This window comes from Desulfolithobacter sp., assembly GCF_054025815.1.
In genome coordinates, this window is the sequence record NZ_JBPMMS010000012.1 from 17,124 (window position 1) to 40,261 (window position 23,138).

19 protein-coding genes are annotated in these 23,138 nt (G+C 59.3%); all 19 read left to right on the plus strand.

The features are described 5' to 3' along the window. The first annotated feature begins 57 nt into the window (after positions 1 to 57). The 19 genes from panB (at position 58) to ACXJJY_RS02665 (ending at position 23,127) form a co-directional block, all read left to right on the plus strand. Positions 58 to 885, plus strand: a complete 828-nt coding sequence (gene panB / locus ACXJJY_RS02575; protein ID WP_456385144.1) for a 3-methyl-2-oxobutanoate hydroxymethyltransferase — start codon at positions 58 to 60, stop codon at positions 883 to 885. 381 nt (positions 886 to 1,266) lie between these two features. Continuing rightward, complete coding sequence (gene mraZ, locus ACXJJY_RS02580; RefSeq protein WP_456385145.1) at positions 1,267 to 1,737, plus strand: division/cell wall cluster transcriptional repressor MraZ; 471 nt, start codon at positions 1,267 to 1,269, stop codon at positions 1,735 to 1,737. A gap of 12 nt (positions 1,738 to 1,749) precedes the next feature. Then, positions 1,750 to 2,640, plus strand: coding sequence for a 16S rRNA (cytosine(1402)-N(4))-methyltransferase RsmH (gene rsmH, locus ACXJJY_RS02585; protein WP_456385146.1), 891 nt, complete (start codon positions 1,750 to 1,752; stop codon positions 2,638 to 2,640). 34 nt (positions 2,641 to 2,674) lie between these two features. Beyond that, positions 2,675 to 3,028 carry a hypothetical protein gene (locus tag ACXJJY_RS02590; protein WP_456385147.1) on the plus strand — a complete coding sequence of 118 codons (354 nt, stop codon included), beginning with the start codon at positions 2,675 to 2,677 and terminating at the stop codon, positions 3,026 to 3,028. An 88-nt stretch (positions 3,029 to 3,116) separates the two neighbouring features. Continuing rightward, entirely contained in the window at positions 3,117 to 4,994 is a 1,878-nt protein-coding gene (locus ACXJJY_RS02595; protein ID WP_456385148.1) for a penicillin-binding transpeptidase domain-containing protein, read from the plus strand. A gap of 75 nt (positions 4,995 to 5,069) precedes the next feature. After that, positions 5,070 to 8,177, plus strand: a complete 3,108-nt coding sequence (locus ACXJJY_RS02600; RefSeq protein WP_456385149.1) for a UDP-N-acetylmuramoyl-L-alanyl-D-glutamate--2,6-diaminopimelate ligase — start codon at positions 5,070 to 5,072, stop codon at positions 8,175 to 8,177. A gap of 59 nt (positions 8,178 to 8,236) precedes the next feature. Beyond that, a complete protein-coding gene (gene mraY / locus ACXJJY_RS02605) occupies positions 8,237 to 9,316 on the plus strand; it encodes a phospho-N-acetylmuramoyl-pentapeptide-transferase (RefSeq protein ID WP_456385150.1) in 1,080 nt (359 codons plus the stop codon). Continuing rightward, positions 9,316 to 10,770: a UDP-N-acetylmuramoyl-L-alanine--D-glutamate ligase gene (murD, locus tag ACXJJY_RS02610; protein ID WP_456385151.1), complete on the plus strand. Its 1,455-nt coding sequence runs from the start codon at positions 9,316 to 9,318 to the stop codon at positions 10,768 to 10,770. The genes mraY and murD overlap by 1 nt, the downstream gene beginning before the upstream one ends. After that, entirely contained in the window at positions 10,763 to 10,984 is a 222-nt protein-coding gene (locus ACXJJY_RS02615; RefSeq protein ID WP_456385152.1) for a hypothetical protein, read from the plus strand. Before murD ends, ACXJJY_RS02615 begins: the two co-directional genes overlap by 8 nt. Then, positions 10,969 to 12,069 (plus strand): undecaprenyldiphospho-muramoylpentapeptide beta-N-acetylglucosaminyltransferase, encoded by a 1,101-nt coding sequence (gene murG / locus ACXJJY_RS02620; RefSeq protein WP_456385153.1) that lies wholly within the window; start codon positions 10,969 to 10,971, stop codon positions 12,067 to 12,069. The genes ACXJJY_RS02615 and murG overlap by 16 nt, the downstream gene beginning before the upstream one ends. A 6-nt stretch (positions 12,070 to 12,075) precedes the next feature. Then, positions 12,076 to 13,455 carry a UDP-N-acetylmuramate--L-alanine ligase gene (gene murC / locus ACXJJY_RS02625; RefSeq protein ID WP_456385154.1) on the plus strand — a complete coding sequence of 460 codons (1,380 nt, stop codon included), beginning with the start codon at positions 12,076 to 12,078 and terminating at the stop codon, positions 13,453 to 13,455. 3 nt (positions 13,456 to 13,458) lie between these two features. Then, positions 13,459 to 14,394 carry a UDP-N-acetylmuramate dehydrogenase gene (gene murB / locus ACXJJY_RS02630; RefSeq protein WP_456385155.1) on the plus strand — a complete coding sequence of 312 codons (936 nt, stop codon included), beginning with the start codon at positions 13,459 to 13,461 and terminating at the stop codon, positions 14,392 to 14,394. A gap of 158 nt (positions 14,395 to 14,552) precedes the next feature. Further along, entirely contained in the window at positions 14,553 to 15,410 is an 858-nt protein-coding gene (locus ACXJJY_RS02635) for a cell division protein FtsQ/DivIB (protein WP_456385156.1), read from the plus strand. 59 nt (positions 15,411 to 15,469) lie between these two features. Continuing rightward, a complete protein-coding gene (gene ftsA / locus ACXJJY_RS02640) occupies positions 15,470 to 16,711 on the plus strand; it encodes a cell division protein FtsA (protein WP_456385157.1) in 1,242 nt (413 codons plus the stop codon). A 178-nt stretch (positions 16,712 to 16,889) separates the two neighbouring features. Then, complete coding sequence (ftsZ, locus tag ACXJJY_RS02645; protein WP_456385158.1) at positions 16,890 to 18,101, plus strand: cell division protein FtsZ; 1,212 nt, start codon at positions 16,890 to 16,892, stop codon at positions 18,099 to 18,101. Between the two features lie 112 nt (positions 18,102 to 18,213). Further along, positions 18,214 to 19,965, plus strand: coding sequence for a radical SAM protein (locus tag ACXJJY_RS02650; protein ID WP_456385159.1), 1,752 nt, complete (start codon positions 18,214 to 18,216; stop codon positions 19,963 to 19,965). A 110-nt stretch (positions 19,966 to 20,075) separates the two neighbouring features. Then, the gene (locus tag ACXJJY_RS02655; protein ID WP_456385160.1) at positions 20,076 to 21,659 is read left to right on the plus strand and encodes a sensor histidine kinase; all 1,584 of its coding nucleotides are present in this window, start codon (positions 20,076 to 20,078) and stop codon (positions 21,657 to 21,659) included. Positions 21,660 to 21,722: 63 nt separating this feature from the next. Further along, the gene (locus tag ACXJJY_RS02660) at positions 21,723 to 22,325 is read left to right on the plus strand and encodes an ABC transporter ATP-binding protein (RefSeq protein ID WP_456385161.1); all 603 of its coding nucleotides are present in this window, start codon (positions 21,723 to 21,725) and stop codon (positions 22,323 to 22,325) included. Positions 22,326 to 22,329: 4 nt separating this feature from the next. Further along, on the plus strand, positions 22,330 to 23,127 hold the full coding sequence (locus ACXJJY_RS02665; protein WP_456385162.1) for an ABC transporter permease: 798 nt from the start codon (positions 22,330 to 22,332) through the stop codon (positions 23,125 to 23,127). Positions 23,128 to 23,138: the final 11 nt, after the last annotated feature.

Here is a 23,138-nt window from a genome sequence, read left to right on the forward strand (position 1 = left end):
CAACGGGATACCTACCTGAAAAAACCTGAAAAGGCCCATTAAGCTTACAGTGACAAGATGAAAAAACTCACGGTCAAGGATATTCGGGAAAAAAAAGGTGGCGGTCTGACCATGCTCACCGCTTATGACGCGCCCATGGCCCGGCTGCTTGAGCAGTGCGGGGTGGACATGCTGCTCGTCGGGGATTCTCTGGGTATGGTGGTGCTCGGTTATGACTCCACTGTACCGGTGACCATGGAGGAAATGCTCCACCACTGCCGGGCCGTGCGCCGGGGTGGTGGTCAGACCCTGGTGGTTGGCGACATGCCTTTTGGCTCCTACCAGGTCAGTGTTTCGGAAACCGTGCGTAACGGCTTTCGTTTTCTCAAAGAGGGCGGCTGTGATGCGGTCAAGCTCGAGGGTGGACGCGAGGTCTGCGACCATGTCCAGGCCCTGGTCCGGGCCGGGATTCCGGTCATGGGGCATCTTGGTCTGACTCCGCAGACCGCAGGCCAGCTGGGTGGCTACAAGGTGCAGGGACGGGACATGGACGCAGCCCGCAAGCTGGTGGAGGATGCCCTGGCCCTGGAAGAGGCCGGCATCTTTGCCCTGGTGCTCGAATGCGTGCCCGGTGGCCTGGCCCGGGTGGTCACCTCCCGCCTCTCCGTGCCCACCATCGGCATCGGCGCCGGCCCGGACTGCGACGGCCAGGTGCTGGTCACCAATGACATGCTCGGTCTATTTGAGAAGTTTACCCCCAGTTTCATCAAAAAATACTGTAACCTTGCTCCCCAGATCAAAGACGGGGTCTCCGCCTACCTGCGCGACGTGGCTAAGGGAACCTTCCCGGCGGACGAGCACACCTTTGCCAGCGATCTTGATTTTTCCTCCCTGTTGAAAGATTAGGATCTAAGCCACGCAGCATTTTTCACCCCACCTTGCCCCACCCGGCTGGAATGGTCGGCAGGGGTACAGGTTGTCCTTTTTTTATTATCTTTTTTTTCTCTTTTAAGAACAAGAAGTTCCTTCCTCGCACGCTCTTGGTCGGATTGCAGGAGCCTGTCCCTGTCCATCGTTGAGTCTTCTCTATGTAGTGCTCTGTGTCGTCTCGGCACACATTATATTGTGCTTTCTTCTGTTTTTGTCTTTCTGGTCAACTGGCTGAAGTTATGTCCTAATTTTTCTTGACTCCCAGGGGCTGCTGGGATAGAACCATAGCTAAGTGGTGTAAAGTGGTCCAAAGGGCCTCGAAATGGTTTTCCGGGGTCACGGAGTGCGGAGAGTGGTTTGAATAAGGACAGGGTCGGAGAACTCAGATTTCGCAGCAGGTCCGAGCATACGCTCGATGCCAAGGGGCGGCTCAATATTCCGAGCCGTTTCCGGGAAGTTCTGCGCGAGGTCTATGACGAGATCCTGATCGTCACCAACTGGCAGAAAAGCCTCAAGGCCTACCCCGTACCCGAATGGGAAATACTGGAAGAGAAGCTGCTCACCGAGGGCCGGATGCAGCCGGGGTTCGGCGATTTTGTCCGTTATGTCATCTCCGGTGTGACCGAATGTCCTCTGGACAAGCAGGGACGTATTCTTCTGCCCGGTTCACTGCGTACTGAATTCGGTATCGGCAAGGAAGTGGTCTTGAACGGTATGCTCGATCATTTCGAGATCTGGGACAAGACCGCCTGGCAGAACGAAACCCGCCGGACCAGGGAAAACTTTCAGGATTTCGAACAGGGACTTTCCTCGCTGGGGATCCTGTAGCCGGTGGAGAATATGGGCCCTGCTCCGCACGTACCAGTCCTGTCTCGCGAAGTGCTGGCGTATCTGCAGCCACGAAGCGGCGGGGTGTATGTGGATGGAACCCTTGGTCTGGGTGGACATGCCCAGGCCATCCTCGAGGCCAGCGCTCCCGGAGGCCGGGTGATCGGTTTTGAATGGGACCTGGAGGCGGTGTCCCTGGCTGCCGGGCGGCTGGCCCGGTTCGGAGACCGGATGAGGATCATCCCTGCCTCGTATGTAGAGCTTGCCGGGCGCCTGGAGGAGGCCGGGGAATCGTCTGTTGACGGATTGCTGCTTGACCTGGGGGTTTCCTCCCTCCAGCTCGATCGGCCGGAGCGGGGTTTCAGCTTTCGCCACGACGCACCGCTTGACATGCGGATGTCTGCGGATTTGTCGCTGACCGGCGCCGACATTGTCGCCCGGCTCAATGAAGAGGAGCTTGCCGATGTCTTCTACCGCTTCGGCGAGGAACGGCAGGCCCGGCGCATAGCCCGGTTTGTGGTCGAAGAACGGAAAAAGACACCGATCACCACCACCAGGCAGTTGTCCGAGCTGGTGGCCCGGGCTATCCCGCACAAATATCACCCCCGCAGAATCCATGTGGCGACCCGGGTGTTTCAGGCCCTGCGCATCGCGGTCAACAGGGAGTTCGACAATATTGTCCAGGTGCTTGCCCAGGCACCGTCTGTCCTCAGGCGGGGCGGGGTAATCTGCGTAATCACCTTTCATTCGCTGGAAGACCGTATCGTCAAACGGGGACTTATGGACAACCCGGCCTATGAGCTGATGGTCAGGAAACCGGTGGAACCGTCCCCGGAAGAAATTGAGCGAAATCCCCGGGCCCGCAGTGCCAGGCTCAGGGTTGCAAGGATTGTGACCACGTAACTGATAACAGGAGGAAGAGATTATGACGCCAGGTATGAATACCAGAATATATCGGCCAGGTCCTGTTCATCTTGGCATGCGGCAGCAGGTGTCGTCCCGCAGCGATGAATTTCTTCCCCGGCGGCTGCACCGGCCGGTGGCTTTTGTTGTTGCTCTTGGTTTTGTGGCCGCGCTCGGGGCCGGGCAGTTGATGCAGTGGCGGATCGGATCTGCTTTGCGGGTTATGGAGCAGCAGCAGAGCCAGCGGGTCGAGCTGGGCGAGGAGAATATCCGGCTCCTGGCCTCCCGGGCCAAGCTGGCCTCCAGGCAGCATGTGGAGGCTGTGGCCGCTGTTCGTTTTGATCTCCATGTACCTGGAAAGAACCAGGTGCATCGGGTCAAGATGTAGTGTCGGCCAGACCTGTCTCCGGGCGGGCACAGAGGCGTCTTCGCTCTCTACTTTCGATCAACACCCTGATTTTTCAAACTACCTGAAGATGAAACGGCCTTCCAGGATACGAAAACATACAAAAAGAAGGCGCTTTTGTCTCTGTATACTGCTTGTCTTTTTGCTGGCGGCAGCTGGATCATTCCTGTTCAGATTACCTCTTTCCCTCCAGGATATCGGCAGAATCATTCAGCTCGCTGCCGGCGAAAAGGCTCCTTCAGCGGACACCAGGTCCGCTGAACCTGTTTTAAGGGGCACGGTGTACGATCGTGGCTACCGGGAGCTGGCGATCAGCTATCCGCTGTTTAGCCTGTATGTCCGGCCGGCCGAAATCGGGGATAAAAAAGAGCTTGCCGCCTTCCTTGCCGGCTTGACGAAGCGTTCTCCGGAGGAGGTCGAAAATCAGCTCCGTTCCGCCCGGCATACGTTCAAGGTTGCCGATAATCTGACCCGGGAAGCGGTTTGGGAAGTCTGCGCCGGCAAGCGATCCGGGGTGTACTGTCGGCCGGCCGAGGCCAGGTATTATCCGGCCCATACCAGCGGTGCGCATGTGGTCGGTTTTGCAGGAGATGGAGTGGGGCTCGCCGGGGCCGAGTCCATCTATGACATCCTCCTGCAGCCTGGTGAGCTCCAGGCCGCGGATATGCCGGAGATCGACTTTGGCGGTCAGGAGAGTTTCGGCGAGCACGGCATGGATGTGGTTTTGAGTCTGGATCTTGAGCTGCAGAAGAAGATAGAGCGGGAGTTTGGGCGGATGCTGGAACAACAGTCCGCCGACCGGGGCATGGCCCTGGCCATGGAAGTCCGCACCGGCAGGATACTGGCCATGGTGAGCCTGCCATCGTTTAATCCCAATCATTTCTGGCAGGCTGATGATCCGGCCCGCCGCAACCAGGTGGTCAGTGAACCCCTGGCAGAAGACCTGATTCGGCCCCTGCTGGCCCGGGCCTGGGCGATCACCGGCCAGGGGCCCTTTGGCCCGCCGTTGCCGCCGGAAATGGTCGCGGCTCCGGATCTGGGGTTGAAGGCCGGGGATGTGGCGGCAGCCATGGCCCGTTTCGGGCTGCGCAATTCGCTGCCGGAACGGTCGTCTGTCTTCGACACACCGTCTGCCCTTGACACACTGGCGTCGGTGGCCGGGGTCGGGGCTGCCGGTCAGGATAATGTCACGGGGCAGAGGATCACCCCCCTGAAGGTGGCGGCTGCGGCGGCCAGCATGATCAATGGCGGTCGCCTGGTGGAACCTGTATTCCTCGAGTCGGTGTATGACCGGGCGACAGGCCGTACCTATACCCGTTCGCAGAGTTATGACCGTAAAAAACGTCGTCAGGTGGTTGACCCGGTTCTGGCACTCAGGCTGCGTCGGGAACTCCTGTCCACCATGAAGGGCAGCAAAACCATGGCCGTGTACAGCCGCTCGGGTCGCCGCACCGAGGTGGTGGACCAGGCAAGAATAACTGTCCTGCAGGACCTGGTTATCGGGGTGACTCCAAGGAAAAATCCACAGGTTCTGCTCTTGCTGGTCACCAGTCGTGACTCCTGCTACCCGCTGCCTGGAGAGGTCGATACCAGGGGCCGGTCTCTGGCCGACCTGGGAATGGAGCTCCTGCCGGACATTCTGGAGAGTAGCAGCCAGACCCTGGTGGCAGACCATCCTGCCGGTCGGAGTGAGGCCAACTACAAACGGTTTCTTATTGCCAGTACCATCAATTACCGGGAAGAAAAAAAGAAAGCCGGTCCTTCGCCCAGGGTGGCCATGCCGGAGCTGTTGGGCTTGAGCCTGCGCAAGGGGCTGCAGCGGCTCGATGGCAAGAAAATCCTGGTTCGGATCCAGGGCAGCGGCCGGATAGTCGGCCAGCGCCCAGGTCCCGGAGAGCCCCTGGCCGCCGGTCAGGAATGTGTGTTGACCCTGGAACCGGTTATCTGAACCATTGACCAGACGATGCGCTCCGGTACGGGAGAGCATCGCTGTAACCGTTGGTTTGTATCCAGTCTGTAAAGCATGAAACTTGACGCCCTGATAGATTCCCTGCCCCGGGACCTGGTGCTCCAGGTGCAGTCGGACAGCCATGCTCCGGAAATAACGGCCATAGCCGCCGATTCCAGGGAGGTGGGTCCGGGCAGCCTCTTTGTCGCCCTGGCCGGAGAGCATGTGGACGGGCACGATTTTATCCTCCAGGCTGTGGCGCAGGGGGCAGCGGCGGTGGTAATCGAGCGGGAAGTGCCGGCCCCGGGTCCGGGTGTGCAGCTGATCCGGGTGGCAGACACCCACCTGGCTCTTGGCCTGCTGGCCGCGGCCCTGCACGATTATCCGGCCAGGAAGATGGTGTTGATCGGCCTCACCGGCACCAACGGCAAGACCACCACTTCCTGGCTCATGGAAGCCATGCTCACTCACCAGGGGTACCGGGTAGGGGTGATCGGAACGGTGAATTACCGTTATCCCGACGCCCACGGAGAACAGGTCCTGCGGGAAGCGTTGTTGACCACCCCGGATCCGGTTCAGCTTCAGGGGTTGTTGGCTGAAATGGCGGCAGCCGGAGTGAGCCACGTGATCATGGAGGTTTCTTCCCATGCCCTGGTTCAGAAACGGGTGGCCGGGCTCAGGTTTCAGGTGGCGGTTTTTACCAACCTCAGTCGAGATCACCTGGATTTCCACGGTGATATGGAGTCCTATTTTGCGGCCAAGAAGATGCTCTTCACTCGTTATTTGGCCCCGGACGGAGTTGCGGTTATCACCATGGATAAGGCGGAGGGCTGGGGGCGGCGGCTCTATGCTGAGCTGAGAGCAGTATGTGGCAGACAGATGGTGGGTCAGAAGCAGACGTCCGGGGGCCAGCGGCTGCTTGCCTGCGGTTTCACCGCCGACTGTCATCTGCGCGGACGCATCGAACAGCAGGGGGTGACCGGAAGCCGCCTGGTTATGGAGTGTGTCGAAGACAGACGGTGTGTCGAAGACAGCCGGTGTGTCGAGGACAGACGACATGAGACCACAAGGGTGATGCTCGATACTCCGCTGACCGGGACATACAACATGGCCAACCTGCTCAGTTCCGCCGGGGTCGGCCTGGCACTTGGCCTGGATTTTAAGCAGGTGGCTGCTGGACTGGGCACGGTGGGGCAGGTGCCCGGGCGGCTGGAACGGGTCAGTCTGACGGGAGGATATCCGGATCTCTTTCCCACCGTGTTTGTTGATTATGCCCACACGCCCGATGCCCTGGCCAGTGTCCTGGCCGCTCTCCGTCCCCTGGCCAGGGGCAGGCTTGTCTGCGTCTTTGGCTGCGGCGGTGACCGGGACCAGGGCAAACGACCGGAGATGGGTCGCATTGCAGCCAGGTTGGCCGATACCGTAGTGGTGACCTCGGATAATCCGCGGACCGAAAATCCCGCTGTCATCCTGGCCGGTATAGAGGAGGGTATCCGCGAAACCGGGCTCGCCAGATATTCGGCTTCTGAGCTCTTTTCCCGCCAGCGGGGCTATACCCTGGTGGAGGACCGGAAGAAGGCCATCAAGCTCGCCTGCAGCCTGGCTGAATCGGAAGATGTTGTCCTTGTCGCCGGCAAGGGGCATGAGAGTTGTCAGGTCATCGGTCCGGCCGGGCAGCCCGGGAGCCGCCGTTTTTTTGACGACCGGCTCGAGGCGCAAAACGGGCTTATGACCTGGAATCCGCGCCTGGTCTGCGCCGCAACCGGAGGACATCTCCTCTCTCCGGATCCCGGCCCCCGCATGTTTGTCCGGGTTTGCACCGACAGCCGCGCTATCCGTCCCGGCGACATCTTTGTCGCCCTGGTTGGAGAGAGTTTTGACGGTCATGCCTACATTCCGGAAGCAGTGGAAAAAGGAGCGGCCTGCGTCGTGGTTTCCCGTGATTGCCGTGAAACCGGGGTGGCGACCGTCCGGGTCAAGGACACATTGCAGGCCCTTGGAGATCTGGCAGGATTTCGGCGCCGTCTGGCTGGCCGCCAATGCACAGTTGCGGCCATCACCGGCAGCTCGGGGAAAACCACGGTCAAGGAGATGACAGGTTCCATATTCAGCCGTCATCTCGAGCCGCCGTGGAAGGTGCTCAAGACCCGGGGCAATTTCAATAATCTGATCGGCCTGCCCCTGTCGCTTCTCCCCCTGCAGGCCACCCATCGTCTGGCTGTCCTGGAGATGGGGATGAACCGGCCCGGTGAAATCGAGCGCCTGACCGGGATCGCCGATCCCGATATCGGCTGCATCACCAATGTCCAGGCCGCACACCTGGAAGGCCTTGGCAGCCTGGATGGGGTCAGGGAGGCCAAGGGCGAACTCTTTGCCGCCATGCGCGCCGATGGTGTCTGCGTGATCAATTACGACAACCCCCATACAAGACGGTTGGCCCGGCGTGCCGGTAAGCACCAGATCGGCTTTGCCGTGACCCCTGCGGGAAGAAAATACAATCCCGTGGTCCGGGCCACCCGGGTGGCAAACCTTGGGGAAAAAGGGATCCGTTTCACCCTTCATATCGGTCCCTGGAAGGAGCGGATCAACGTGGCGGCACCAGGTCTGCACAATGTGAGCAACTGCTGTTGCGCCGCCGCCATCGCCCATGCGGCCGGGATAGCGCCGGAAACCATTGTTGAGGGCCTTGTTGTCTACCGACCGCAGGATAAACGGATGCAGGTCTGCCGGTTGCCAGGCGGCATCCAGGTGGTCAATGATGCCTACAATGCCAATCCCGCCTCCATGGCTGCGGCCCTGGAAACCGTATCATCGTTTGGCAGCAAAGACTGCCGACGGGTGGCGGCCCTGGGTGATATGCTGGAGCTTGGCCCCGGAGCAAGGCAGGCCCATCATGAGGTGGGTTTGCGGGTGGCAGAGCTTGGTTTCGATCTCCTGGTCGTCACAGGCCAGTTTGCCGATACTGTGGCCGAGGGAGCGCGGACGGGCGGGATGGATCCGGCACAGGTACAGGTCTTTGCCGATACCGATACCATGGCCGGTTGGCTCCATGCCCTGGTTATCTGTGGCCGGCTGACCGGGGAGGACTGGATTCTGGTCAAGGGCTCGCGCGGGATGCGTATGGAGCAGGTAATCAAGGGGCTTAAGGACCGATTGAGCCTGCGACCGGACCGGCCGAGCTGATGTGTCTGGAAATTGGTTCTGCAACAACCCACAACACGGAAGATAAAAAATAAAACCGCATGCTCTATCATCTTCTTTATTCGCTGCATACCACCTTCGGCGCCCTGAACGTGTTTCGTTACATCACGTTCCGGTCCATCGGGGCGACGATCACCGCCTTTCTGATCGTGATCTGGCTCGGCCCCCGGTTTATCCGCTGGCAAAAGGCCCGCCAGATCGGCCAGGTGGTGCGCAGTGACGGACCCAGCAGTCACTTCTCCAAGCAGGGCGTACCGACCATGGGCGGGGTATTGATACTGGCAGCCATGATGGTCTCCACCCTGCTGTGGGCGGACCTGACCTCTGGTCTTATCTGGCTGCTTCTGGGGATCTGCCTCTTCTTCGGTATGATCGGCTCCATCGATGATCTGCGCAAGATAAGAAAACAGAACACCCAGGGACTCTCGGCCCGTGGCAAGCTGGTGCTGCAGATGATCGGGGCTTCCATGGTCGGGCTCTATATTCTCCTTCATCCGGAGTATGACGGCACCCTCAGTCTGCCCTTTATCAAGAATTTTCATCCAGATCTCGGCTGGTGGTATGTGCCCTTTGCGGTCCTGGTTATCGTTGGTGCGTCCAATGCTGTCAACCTCACCGACGGACTCGACGGCCTGGCTGCAGGCCCGGTGGTGATCAGCGGTGGAGTGTACCTGATTTTTTCCTATGTGGCCGGTAACGCTGTGGTGGCGAGCTATCTGCAGATTCCTTATGTCCAGGGTGCCGGCGAGGTGGCCATTTTCTGTGGCACCATGGTGGGGGCCTGTCTGGGATTTCTCTGGTTCAATGCCTATCCGGCCGAGATTTTCATGGGCGATGTGGGATCCCTGGCCCTGGGCGGTACCCTGGGCGCGGTGTCCATTATCATCAAACAGGAATTTCTTCTGGCCATTGTCGGCGGTATTTTTGTGCTGGAGGCGCTCTCGGTGATTCTGCAGGTCGGTTATTTCAAGATTTCCGGTGGGAGGCGGATTTTTCTCATGGCACCGTTTCATCACCATTTCGAGAAAAAGGGCTGGCAGGAACCCAAAGTGGTGGTCCGCTTCTGGATCATCTCCATCATTTTGGGGCTGATCGCCCTGGCTACCCTGAAACTGCGCTGATGCTGAATCCGGGTCCTGATACAAAGGCAGTGGTTCTCGGCCTGGGAAGTTCGGGCCTGGCCACGGTGCGTTTTCTCCGTCGGCTCGGCGCTTCTGTGGTCGTGTCCGAGTTTCGGTCCGAGGAAGAGCTTGGCCAGGAGGATCTTGCCCTGCTTGACAGGCTCGGGGTCGAGCTGGAAAGCGGCGGGCACACGGAAAAGTGTATCGAGGATGCCGATCTGGTGGTGCCCAGTCCCGGGGTGCCCCTGGATCTGGATGTTCTGGCTTTTGCCAGGGAGCGCGGGATTCCCGTGGTCGGCGAGCTGGCCCTGGCCAGCGGTCGTCTGAAGATGCCTGTGATCGCGGTGACCGGCAGTAACGGCAAGACCACGGTCACCGGGCTCATCGGCACCCTGCTGGAAACCGGCGGTATGCATCCCTTTGTGGGTGGGAATATAGGCCGGCCGCTGCTGGATATCTTTTTTTTATCCCCGGAGGAAGATAAGCAGGCGAAAGAGGCAGAGGAAAAAAAAGAGCAGGAAAAAAACCAGGTGGCGGTCCTGGAGCTGAGCAGCTTCCAGCTGGAGCTCAGCGGTGATTTCCGGCCGAATATAGGGATACTGCTCAATTTAAGCCCTGATCATCTTGATCGCCATGGAACCATGGAGCGCTATGCCGCGGCCAAGGCCAGGCTCTTTGCCAGCCAACGTGCAGGGGATACGGCGATTCTTTGCATCGATGATCCGCTGGTCATGGAAACCCAAGTGGTGGCGGATGTCAGCGTGCTTGGTTTTGGTGAAAAAGAGTCGGCCCAGGCCCGGGTGATACCAGACGGTGTCCGGTTGCACGGTGTTATCCACGGACAGATGGTCGACGAGACCTACCCGCTTGCGGGAACCCGGCTGAGTTCGCGGATCAACCGATTCAATGCGGCAGCGGCTATCCTGGCGGCCAGGGTGGCAGGATGCCCGCCATCGGCCATTGCAGCCGGTTTGCAGAGGTTCACGCCGCCAGCGCACAGGATGGCCGAGGTGGCCTTGGTGGGTGGTGTTCGTTTTATCGACGATTCCAAGGCCACGAACACCGGGGCGGTGATCGCGGCCCTGGAAAGCTGTGACAGTCCGGTGGTGCTGATTTGTGGCGGACGCAGCAAGGAGAACGATTTCAGGGTTCTGCGTGAAAGTGTGGCTGCCAGGGTGAAGCACCTGGTGCTGATCGGCGAGGCGACCGAGGCTCTGGAAGAGGCCCTTGGTGACCTGGTGCCTGCGGTACGGGCCGGGTCCATGGAAGAGGCGGTCCGAAAGGCCTGGACCCTTGCCGGGACAGGGGGGACAGTGCTTCTTTCGCCTGCCTGTGCCAGTTTTGACATGTTTGCGGGATATGGACAGCGTGGAGAGGTTTTTGAAAACGCGGTTTGGTCCCTGCAGTCGGAGAAGAAAAAAGAAGAGAGCGAAGGAGATCCTGGAGATGGTTAAGATTTGTTGTGCCTGCCAGCGCACAGAGCTTGGCGGCATCTGGGTGGAAGGGGTTGTCCTCCCGGTCGATGAACGGCTCACCCATGGCTATTGTCCGGAGTGCTTTGCCGAGGCCATGGAAAACCTGCAGGTTTTCATTGCCGCGCAACAATCTGGTGCAGGCGCGGGATGTCACTGTTCGACCGGTGACCTGGCCACATGCGGATTATCGTAACCGGAGGCGGAACAGGGGGGCACCTCTTCCCCGGCATTGCCGTGGCCACTGCAATGCAGGAACGGATTCCCGGCTGCCGGGTACTCTTTATCGGTACCGAGCGGCAGCTTGATCAGACCACTCTTGGTGGCTGTGATTTCGAGCGGAGCACTATCTCCTGCATGGGGCTCAAAGGTGTGGGGATTGGCCATAGGATGCAGTCACTGGCTGTTTTGCCAAAGGCGGTGTGGCAGGCCGGGAGGATTCTGTCCCGATTCAGGCCTGATCTGGCCCTGGGGGTTGGCGGCTATGTGACCGGGCCGGTGTTGCTGGCGGCAAAGCTTGGTCTGGCCGGGAAGAGGATACCGGTCTGTATCCACGAACAGAATTCGGTCCCTGGCCTGGCCAACCGGATACTGTCCCGGATAGCTGACCGGATTTTTCTTTCCATACCCTGCGATTATCCGTTTCCGGCCGCACGGACAATGGTGACTGGAAATCCGATCAGGGCGGAGATTCTCCATGTTGCCGCAAGGAAGCGTGTCTGGTCCGAGCCTCCGGTGATACTTGTCCTGGGCGGCAGTCAGGGAGCGCACCGTCTCAACATGGTGATGCTGGAGGCGGCCCCAGAATTGAAAAAAAGGCTGGCTGGTGACTTCATGGTCATTCACCAGACTGGAAGTCGAGATCAGGATCGTGTCCGGGCGGGCTACAGCGCCCTGGGGATCCGGGCCGAGGTAAAGGATTTTTTTCAGGATATGGCCTCGCTCTACAGTCGGGCCAGTCTGGTGGTTTCCCGGGCCGGGGCCACCACCCTGGCCGAACTGGCGGTCGTGGGGCTGCCGGCCCTGCTGGTGCCCTATCCCCATGCCGCTGATAATCACCAGGAAATCAACGCCAACTATTATGCCCGGAAAGGCGGGGCCGTGGTTTTCCCGGAAAGAGAACTTTCCGCAACTGTCATCGCCGATCAGGTTGCGGGGCTCTTGCAAGCTCCGGAGAAATTGCATACTATGGCCGATTACATGAAAAAAACGGGCCGCCCCGATGCTACGTTGTGTATCGTTGAAGAATGCCTGTGCCTTGTGAGCGCAAGGAGCGATTAAACAGCCTTGTATAACAAAACAAAGCATATTCATTTTGTCGGAATAGGTGGGATCGGCATGTCCGGGATAGCCGAGCTGCTGCTTGACCTGGGTTACCGGGTCAGCGGTTCTGATCTCAACCGTTCAGAGATCACCAGCAAGCTTGAATCCCTGGGAGGGACGATTCACATCGGACACGACGGGGCCTGGGTTGACGGGGTTGATGTCGTGGTTACCTCGTCGGCCATCTCCGCCGATAATCCAGAGGTCTTGGCGGCGCGGGAGCAGCAGATTCCGGTCATTCAGCGGGCCGAGATGCTCGCCGAGCTCATGCGGCTCAAGAAATACGGCATCGCGATAGCCGGCAGCCACGGCAAGACTTCCACCACGTCGCTCATCTCCACCATTCTTACCGAGGCCGGCCTGGATCCCACCGTGGTGGTGGGTGGCAAGGTCGATAACCTGGGTGGCAACGCCAAGCTGGGTGAGGGTGAGTTTCTGGTTGCTGAAGCTGACGAAAGCGACGGTTCCTTTCTCAAGCTCTCCCCTGTCATCGAGGTGGTGACCAACATAGACCTGGAACACCTGGACTACTACCGGGACCTGGACCATATCAAGGAGACCTTTCTCGAGTTCATCGACCTGATTCCTTTCTACGGGGTGGTGATCTGTTGCCTGGATGATCCCAACATCGCCAGCCTGTTGCCCAGGATCGAGAAGAGAAAGATCACCTATGGCCTTACCGAGCAGGCAGACCTTCATGCGGTGCGCATCGACACCGTTAAGGGCGGCTCCGAGTTCATGGTCCGTTACCGGGACAGGGAGCTGGGACGAATACGGCGAAACACTCCCGGCCGACACACAGTTTACAATACACTGGCCGCCGTGGCCGTGGCCCTGGAACTGGAAATCGATTTTGACGTCATTACCCGGGCCATGGCCTCCTTTGCCGGGGTGGAACGGCGGCTGCAATTCAAGGGGGTGGAGGGCGACATCCTGGTGGTCGACGATTATGGGCATCATCCCACCGAGATACGCGTCACTCTTGATGCGGTTCGCGAGGGGTGGCCGGAGCGGCGGCTGGTGGTGCTTTTCCAGCCCCACCGCTACACCCGGACCGCGGCCCTTTTTGATGAGTTCACCACCGCTTTTCACCGGGCCGACGTGCTGCTGCTCACCGATATCTATCCGGCCAGCGAGGAGCCCATTGCCGGCGTGGACAGTGAAGGGCTTCTGGTGGCGATAAAGCGGCATGGCCATCGCCAGGCCCATTATCTGCCGGCGGGAGAAGACTTGCTCCAGCGGCTGGACGAGTTTGTCCGCCCGGGGGATCTGCTCCTGACCCTGGGGGCCGGCAACATCGTCCGTACCGGGGAACAGTTTCTGGAACAGTTGCGGAGCAGGTAGGGCATGAAACCGGGTGAGCGGTGGGAATTTGCGGCCTTCTGGAGCGGCAGGGTGCTCTGGGATGTCTCCATGGCCAGGTATTCGACCCTGCGCACCGGGGGCGTGGCCGAAGCCCTGGTGACGGTCACGCATCTGGCGGAGCTCAAAAAGCTGCTGGCCTGGCTTGAAGAGCGTCGCATCCCCTGGCGGGTGGTTGGTCGCGGTTCCAATATCCTGGTGCGAAGCGAGGGATTTGCCGGAGTAATCATTCAGCTGCAGGGCGAGTTCAACCATGTTGTCAGGCTGGAAGAGAGTGTGGAGATGGGCTCGGATCCGGTCCTTGTCCGGGCCGGGGCCGGCTGCCCGCTGGCCAGGCTGGTGGCCTGGTGCACCAACCATGCCCTGGGCGGAATGGAATTCATGGCCGGAATCCCTGGCAGTGTCGGCGGGGCCGTGCGGATGAACGCCGGTGCCTGGGGACGGGCCATGGCGGACAGCTTGCACTCCATTACCCTGATCGACCGCAGCGGCCGGGTGATGGAGGTGGATCAATCGGGGATGCGGCCGGGCTACCGGAGAATGGAGCTTGTCCAGGCAAGTTTTGACGATCTGATCGTGGTGGCGGCCACCGTGGTGCTCAAACGGGGTCATCAGCGGCAGATACTGCATAACTGCAGGGAAAATATCAAAAAACGCAGGGAGAAACAGCCAGCCAACATGGCATCGGCTGGCTCGTTTTTCAAAAACCCTGAAGGAGACTCTGCCGGTCGCCTGATCGACGCCGCCGGACTCAAGGGGTTGCGGCACGGCCAGGCCATGATCTCGCCTGACCATGCCAATTTTCTGGTCAATACCGGTGACGCCACCCCTGAGGACATTCTCTCTCTGGCCGGCGAGGTCAGGCAGCGGGTTTATCAGAAGTTTGGCATCTGGCTGGAGCCTGAAGTCCATATAATTTAAAGGTTCCAGAATCTGTTCTCAAATGAAAATCCCGGAAGGGTGAAACGCTCGATTCAGGTGTTATTTGACACATGGCCCCGTACACTCCGAAAGGTACATCCTCCCCGTCCGGAAGGCCGGGAAGACTCGGCAGGATCTTGTCATCCTGCACGGAGTGGTTGCGCCGTATACGAGGTGCATCCAGCGCTCGGCCGTACTCGCGAAACCTGGTGGCCAGTGCCCAGCGGTCGTGGAAGCTGCGGCGAATATCCAGGGGCGGGATGGTATGTCTGGTGGTGACCCTGCTGCTTGGCTTAAGCGGGTATGGAGCCTACCGGGTTTTTTCCGGTTCAGACATCTTCAAGCTGGTTACCATCTCTGTCCAGGGTAACCGGATGGTGGAAGACCAGGCTGTTATCGATCTGGCCGGTATTGAGCGGGGGATGAATCTCCTGCGACTGGACGTGGATCAGGTGGGTAAGCGTATCGCCGAACATCCGTGGATCGATGCGGTGACCGTGGTTCGCTCCTGGCCCTCCGCCCTGGTACTGACCGTGGTCGAGCATCGGCCCCTGGCCATGATCAACATCGAGGACAGGGGTGACCTGTCCGGGCTCTATTACGTGGACAGCGATGGCGAGATCTTTGCCCGGGTGGTCAGCGGCTATGAGCTTGATTTTCCGGTCCTGACCGGCATCCAGGATCACTTGAAGCTCAATGATGGCATGAAGGTCGTTACCGGTACCCCGGCCGACCAGGCGCTGGATTTTCTCCGGTTGACTGCCCGCAGAGGCAATCCGGTGCTGCCGGTCCAGGGGATTTCTGAAATTCATGTCACCCCGGAGCAGAAACTTGTCATGTACCTCCTGGACCGGCCGTTTCCCATTTATCTGGGCAGCGGGAGAATGAGGACAAAGTATGCCCGGCTGATCAAGATCCTCGACCGGTTATACCGGAAGAAGACCATTGATCATGTTGCTGAAATCCAGATGGAATATGACGAAAACAAGGTCCTTGTCGCAAAAACGGACCTGTAGCGTGTCGAGTAGACAGGCGTCAGTGTCGAGTAGACAGGCGTCAGTGTTGGAGATAGAGAATGACCAGTGAGAAGGATGGATACGGTGCAGATGGCCAGGAAGCGGGCGAGCTGATCGCCGGCCTGGATATCGGCACCACCAAGATATGCGCGGTTATCGGTGAGGTCTTTCCGGACCGGGTGGATATCATCGGTGTGGGCACGGCCGCTTCCTCGGGTATGAAGAAAGGGGTGGTGGTCAATATCGAATCCACGGTCAAAGCCATTCTCCAGGCCCTGAATGAGGCTGAGGAGATGGCTGAATGTGATATCGAGAGTGTCTACGTGGGCATTGCCGGCAACCATATCAAGGGATTCAACTCTCCTGGTATCATCGCCATCAACAACCAGGAAATACGGCAGAAGCATATCGAGGACGTGATCGAAGCCGCCCGGACGGTCAAGATTTCGGACAACCAGCAGATCATCCATGTCCTGCCCCAGGAGTACATGGTGGATGACCACACCGGGATCCAGAATCCGCTTGGCATGACCGGCGTCCGGCTGGTGACCAATGTCCATATCGTCACTGCGGATGTGACCTCGCTGCACAATTTGATGACCAGCTGCAACCGTTCCGGACTCCAGGTTTCTGATATTGTACTTGAATCCGTGGCCTCTTCCCGAGCGGTACTGAAGCGGGACGAGATGGAGCTGGGGGTGGCGCTCCTGGATATCGGTGGCGGGACCACAGACCTCGCTATCTTCTGTAACGGGACCATCAAGCATACCTGGGAACTGGCACTCGGCGGCAACAACCTGACCTCGGATCTTTCCATCGGGTTGCGGACTCCTCTCCAGGAGGCGGAACAGCTGAAGTACCTTTATGGCGGGGCCCTGTCGTCCATGGTCAAGGACAACCATATCATCGAGGTGCCCACGGTGGGCGACCGGAAACCGCGCAAGGTTTCCCAGCGGGTCATGGTTGAGATCCTCGAGGCCCGGATGGAGGAAATCCTCGAGCTGGTGAACAAGAACATCTGTTCATCCGGCTATCGCAACCGGATCAACGCCGGCCTGGTTCTGACCGGCGGCACCGTGCTGTTGCCCCATATCGTGGAAATGGCCGAGCAAATATTCGATATGCCTGTGCGGATCGGCTATCCCCAGGGGATCGGTGGCAAGGTGGGAGAGGTGGAATCACCCCGCTGCACCACGGCGGTCGGGCTAGTGCTCTATGGCAGCGAGGAACGGAAGTATGGGGTGAAAAGCCGCAGCGGTGTGGTACAGCGGCTGAAGGAATGGATGAAAAACATTATCTGATCGGGCTGCGGACAAACTGTGGCCACGGGGATTTTTTCCGCGGAACTGGAAAAAGGACCTCCCTGCGGGGAACCGGCGAGGGAAGTAAAATTCACATAATTTATACTTTAGTCTGAATTACATTAATGGTATAGTTTGTCAAGATCAGGGATACCAGAGTTCAGTTCGAGGGGGAACCATGCCGTTTAGAATGGCGGAAGAAGAATCGGTAGCAGTCATCAAGGTAATCGGAGTCGGAGGCGGTGGCGGCAATGCCATCAACTCCATGGTGGAAAACCGGCTCAAGGGTGTCGAGTTCATCGCCGCAAACACGGATATGCAGGCCCTGGAGAAATCCCGGGCCGACATCCGGCTCCAGCTTGGCCCCGGGATTACCAAGGGTATGGGTGCCGGGGCTGATCCGGAAAAGGGCCGGGAAGCGGCCCAGGAAAGTTACGAGGATATTCAGAACGCCCTGGCCGGGGCGGACATGGTCTTCATTACCGCCGGTCTCGGGGGCGGCACCGGCACCGGTGGGGCGCCGGTAATTGCCAAGCTGAGCAAGGAGATGGGGGCGTTGACCGTTGCTGTTGTCACCAAGCCCTTTTATTTCGAAGCCAGGAAGAGGATGCGTAATGCCGAGGCTGGCTGGGAAGAGCTGAAAAAGTATGCCGACACCATCATCACGGTTCCCAACGACCGGCTGCTGAGCCTCATGCAGACCAACTCCACCCTTGTCGATATGATGAAGATGGTGGATAACGTCCTGCTGCAGGCGGTCAAGGGCATCACCGATCTCATCAACCTGCCCGGGCATATCAACGTGGATTTCGCCGACCTGAAAACGGTCATGAAAGAAGTCGGCCCGGCCATCATGGGCTCCGGTGCCGCAGTGGGCGAGAACCGGGCGGCCGAGGCGGCCAAGAGGGCCATTGACAACCAGCTGCTCGAGGATGTCGGTATCGACGGCGCCAAGGGAATTCTGATCAATATTTCCGCCACCGAGTCCAGTCTGACCATGGCCGAGTTCATGGAGGCCTCGGCCCTGATCCAGGATAAGGCCCACGAGGACGCCAACATTATTATCGGCGCTCTGTTTGACGAGGGCCTGGGTGATGAGCTGCGGGTCACGGTGATTGCCACCGGTATCTCTTCCATCGAGGACTCCGAGACCATATCGTCGCTCGATGTCAGCCGCAGCCGCCGTCAGGAAAAGGCCAAGCCGCAGAAAACCACGGTGCTGCCCCTGGAAGAGCGGGTTGTCGGAGCCGAGGATCTGTCACCCAAAGCCGTGAGTCCGGCCAAGCCAAACCCCGTACCCAGGACCCGGTCCATGCCCACCCCTATTTTTGATGAACATGAGCATGACGACTGGGACGAGCCGGCCTATATCCGTAAAAAGGCCAACTGAAAGCAGGGACGCTGCTTCAAGGTACCATCAGGGGGGCGGAGGAAATCTTTCCCCTTCATCAATCCAGCCCGGACACTGTGTCCGGGCTTTTTGCTTCCCAAGGTAAGGAGCCATGGCGTCCTGGCTTGATCGAGAAACAGGGACCATTGTCAAGAAATGGAAGGGCCGTTTGCCGGTGGCCCTGCTTTATCCCAACATCTATCCTCTGGCGGTATCCAACCTGGGACTGCAGCTGGTCTACCACCTGTTGGGCGAACTTGATTATGTGGTCTGCGAGCGGTTTGTCTATCCCGGGGAGCCGGGCCGGCTCCGTTCCCTCGAATCAAGCCGACCACTGGCCGATTTTCCTGTGGTACTCGGCTCCATCAGCTTTGAACACGACTATCCCCGTCTGATTCGCATGCTGCATGCAACCGGCCTGGAGCCCCTGGCCGCTGACCGGACCAGAGAGGTGGGGCCGGGCAGTCCCCTGGTGATCCTGGGTGGGGTGGGAGTGTTCATGAATCCCGAACCGCTGGCCCCTTTTGCCGATCTGATCGTGCTGGGCGAGGCCGAACCGGTGCTCGGCCCCCTGATGGAGATTCTGGACAGGGACCTGGCTGCGGACATCCCACGTCGAAAGATGCTGGAAAACATATCCTCCACTCTGGATGGCTGTTATGTGCCTGCGTTTTACCACTTCGAATACGGGAAAGACGGTCGGGTCCAGGGGATTCGGGCGGAGGCGGGACAGGACAGGAGGGTTGCCAGGGTGATCCAGCCCGATATCGGGGTCGCGGCTCATTCCCGCCTGCTTTCGCCGGATGCCGAGCTGGAGATGTACATGGTGGAGCTGGGACGGGGCTGCAGCCGCAGCTGCCGGTTTTGCGCCGCCGGGTTTATCTATCGGCCACCCAGGCTCTGGAGCGGGGAGGCCATTCTGGAGAGCCTGGAGGAACGTCCTGTCTCGGTCAACCGGGTAGGGCTCCTGGGTATGGAGATGGCCGATCCGGAGGTGCTTGACCGGATTACCGCCTACCTGCAGGGTCAGGGGTGCAGCCTGTCCTTTTCCTCCCTGCGGGCTGACCGGATAAACGATCAGCTCCTGGCCCTGCTGGCCGATTCGCAGCTCAAGTCGGTGGCCATCGCTCCGGACGGCTGTTCAGAACGGTTGCGTCGGGTCATCAACAAAAACCTGACCGAGGAGGATCTGCTCTCCGCGGCCGTGGCTCTGGTCGGGGCCGGGATCGTCCATCTCAAACTCTACGTCATGATCGGCCTGCCCACCGAGACAGTAGCGGACCTGGATGAGATGATCGCCCTGGTTCACCGGGTCCACAGGGAGATCCTGCCACTCGGCCGCCGACGGGGCCGGGTAACTGAACTGACCTTGTCGGTCAACTCCTTTGTTCCCAAGCCGTGGACTCCTTTTCAGTATCTGCCCTACGGCGGCCTGGAGGAGGATGAGGCGGCCCTGGACCTGACCTGTTCCCGGGCGGTGTCAGCCCTGAAAAAGAAGATTAAATATCTGCGCACGGGACTTGCCGACCTGGCCAACCTGCGGATTAAGGTGGATCGGCCCGACCGGGTCCTGCAGCAGGCGGTTTTTTCCCGGGGTGATCGTCGGCTGACCCCGGTTCTGCTGGACATGGCCGCAGGTGAAACGTTCAAGCGGGCCATGAAAAAACATGGGTGTACGGCCTGGGAATACGCGGTCCGCCCGCGGGCGAGGGACGAGCTCTTCCCCTGGGACGTGGTGGACCATGGAATTGATAAACGCTATCTCTTACAGGAACTTGAAAAGGGGCTGGCTGAGCGGTCCACTGCTCCCTGCAATACGGATATTTGCCGACGCTGCGGGGTTTGTGGTGGCATAACTCCCTGATATGTTGTTTTATGTGTGAAGTCGGAATTTTTTGTGTTCCGGGCCTGGCTCAGTCCCAGGCGCCCCTTTGAGGGCAAAGGCATGGATACGCGAATTTCTGGATCAGAACTGTGAGAAAAAAGATACGTAAAACCCTGTCTCCGGAAAGGCTGTGGCAGGCACTGGATGTTCTTCGCTCCCAGGTCGGTCCGGAACGTTTCTTTCAGCGCCGGCCCAGGGGCAATCGGCGACGTAAGGTCATGGAGACCGGACCGCAGCCGTTTCAGCTGGTCAAATATTTTGCCTTTACCAGCCTCTCGGTGATTCTCATTGCATCTCTGGTGCTTTCCTGGGTGGTCTCCAACAAGGCCCGCCAGGTGCTTCTTGCCCGCAGCGAGGCCTATTCGCTGCTGTTTGCAGAAAATCTGAACCGCCAGGTATTCCTCCAGTTTGTCCTGCCTACCGTGGTTCGTTATGGCCGCATTGCCCTGTCCAACGAGGAACAATTTGCCCGCCTGGACATGATCGTTCGCAATATAACCCGGGGTATGGGGATCGATTCGGTGACTATCTTTGATTCCCGGGAAAATATTATCTCCTATTCCACCAGGACGGAACTGGTGGGTAAGCGGAATGTGGGGGGAGTCGAATACCAGAAGGCACTTCAGGGCGGAAACTCCACCGTGCTGGAAAGCCGGGGAACCATTTTCAACCTGCTTCCCGGCACCCCACCGGTCACGTGCAAGCTCAAGACCTATATACCCTTTCGTCAGGAGCACCAGTTCGGCGAACGCAGCGGTACCATCATGGGCGTGATAGAGGTGGTCAAGGATCTGTCCGGTGACCTGCGGGCCATTATCGAGATGCAGGCCCGGATCATTGTATTGTCTCTGGCCATCATGGGTATGCTGTTCGGGGTGCTCGGCCTGATCGTGGCCCGGGGTAAGAGGATCCTGGAGGAGCGGGCCGAGGAACGGCGGCGTCTGGAAAAGAAGCTCCATGAAACCCAGCGGCTGGCAACGCTTGGCAAGATGGTGGCCGCAGTCTCCCACGAGATCAAGAATCCCCTGGGTATTGTCCGCTCCACCGCTGAAATTTTGAGCAAACGGATCAGCAGGGTGGCGCCGGGCAACGAGCACCTGGCTGATATCATCGTCGAGGAAACCACCCGGCTGGACAATATCGTCCGCGAGTTCCTCGATTTTGCCCGTCCCCGGGATCCGAAGATGGAGAAAGGTTCCCTCAACGAGTTGATCCTGCGGGTCACCCGGTTCATGGAGCAGGAGCTTGAAAAACATGGCGTGATCCTGAATATGCAGCTTTACCCGCATCTGCCGGACGTGGTCATGGACAGTGAACAGATCTACCAGGTTTTGCTCAACATGATGTTCAACGCGGTCCAGGCCATGCCCGAGGGCGGGACTCTTACCCTCACCACACTTCCCTGTGCCAGTGGGGCCGGGGTGATTCTGAAGGTGGCGGACACCGGGGTGGGTATGGAACAGGAGAAGGTGGAGCAGATTTTCACGCCCTTTTTCACGGACAAGAACCGGGGTACCGGTCTGGGGTTGGCTATTGCCAAAAACATCGTCGAAAAACATGGCGGTCGGATCGAAGTGGAGAGCCGTCAGGGAGAGGGTAGTGTCTTTACCGTTTATCTTGGCTGTGAAAAAATTCCTGAGCCGGAAATGGAAACCGGCGCCGGGCTGGAATAATGGCCGGGAATTTCTTGAGTGCCGATTTCCCCTTCCTCTTTTTTTCGCGAGAGAGAACAGAACATGGCGGACTTACGGGTTGATGAGCTGAGGTTTCGTGATCACGGTCCCTACAGTTTCACGGTGGAGACCGGGCAGTGCGCTGGCCTGTACGGGGCCTCCGGGGCCGGCAAGACCCTGTTGCTGCGGGCCATGGTCGACCTCGATCCCCACCAGGGCACGGTCTGGCTCGGTGATGTCCGCCAGGAGGAGATTCCGGCACCCCGGTGGCGGCGCAGGGTGGGGCTGCTGCCGGCCGAGAGTTTCTGGTGGCACGACCTGGTCGGCGAACATTTTACCCGGCCGCCGGCCAGCGAACAGCTCAACCGGCTTGGTTTTGGTCCCGAGGTACTGGGCTGGCGGATAAGCCGACTTTCCACCGGGGAAAAACAGCGTCTAGCCTTTCTGCGTCTCCTGGCCAATCGTCCCGAGGCTCTGCTGCTCGACGAACCCACCGCCAGTCTGGACGCAGTGAACATAGAACGGGTAGAGAGCCTTGCCCTGGAGTACATGCAGGGTCAGCAGGTGCCTGTCCTGTGGGTCAGCCATGATCCGGAGCAGCTGCGGCGGGTGGCTGACTGGCGGCTGTTTATGGACGGCAACTCCATTCTCCACCGGGAGACATGAGAACATGGGGGTGATACAGCTTTCTCCTCTGGACCTGGCCCTGGCCGCATCTCTTGTTGTGCTTCTCGGTCTCACCAGCTACCGGCTGGGGCTGGGGCTTGAACGGCGGCTGGCCATCTCGGCCCTGCGGACTACGGTTCAACTCCTGCTCATCGGCCAGGTGCTGCGGCTGGTCTTTGCAAGTGGCAGTTTCTGGTTCGTGCTGGGTATTGCCACGATCATGCTTGCCGTAGCCGGTCGGGAGGTCATTGCCCGGCAGAAATATAGTTTTCACGGCCTGGCGGGCTGGCTGCTGGGCACCGGCTCGATGTTCGTTTCCTCCTTTACCGTGGCTCTGCTGGGCCTGATCGTTATCATCGGCAATGATCCCTGGTATACCCCCCAGTACTCCATCCCGCTGCTGGGCATGCTGCTGGGCAACACCATGAACGGGGTCGCCCTGTCCATGGACCGGTTCACCGAGACCCTGTGGCAGCAGCGTCAGATGGTCGAACAGAGGCTGCTGCTGGGGCAGACCGGCCTGGAGTCCGTGGAGGAAATCCGGCGCTCGGCGGTCCGGTCCGGTATGATACCAATCATTAACTCCATGGCCGCGGCCGGCATTGTCAGCCTGCCAGGGATGATGACCGGGCAGATACTGGGTGGCTCTTCGCCAATGGACGCGGTGAAATACCAGATCCTGATCATGTTTCTGCTCTGCGCCGGCACCGGGTTCGGAACCATGTTCGCAGTGGGTCTCACCGGCCGGCACCTCTTTGACGACCGGCATCGGTTGCGACTTGACGAGCTTCATAAAGAATAACCAGGAATTTC